Raw genomic sequence first — 255 nt, 5'->3', positions numbered from 1 at the left:
GAAATTGTTGAACCATTCACCCGACTGGTCCGCGACGCTTGCGTCCAGCACCGCGGCCTTGGAGCCCATGTTGACCAGAGCGCCCGCGAGGCGGTTGGCAATCGGCGACTGCTCCAGGCCCGGCTGCAACGGCACGATGGCAAAAGATTTGGGCCGGCCGGTGTCCACCGCGTTGCGGGTCGTGTCCTGAAGGCGTTTCACCAGGATGCGCATCAGGTTGAGCATCACGCGCGGATGGCGGCCGATCAGCGAGTC

1 protein-coding gene is annotated in these 255 nt (G+C 64.7%); it reads right to left on the bottom strand.

Features of this window, described 5'->3' with window-relative positions; all coding sequences use genetic code 11:
- The coding region (locus RMT89_RS44220; RefSeq protein ID WP_315889403.1) for a hypothetical protein at window positions 1-255 on the bottom strand (255 nt) is incomplete at both ends.

Source organism: Streptomyces sp. P17 (genome assembly GCF_032436805.1).
Taxonomy (GTDB): domain Bacteria; phylum Actinomycetota; class Actinomycetes; order Streptomycetales; family Streptomycetaceae; genus Streptomyces.
This window is presented reverse-complemented; position numbering and strand designations above follow the sequence as displayed.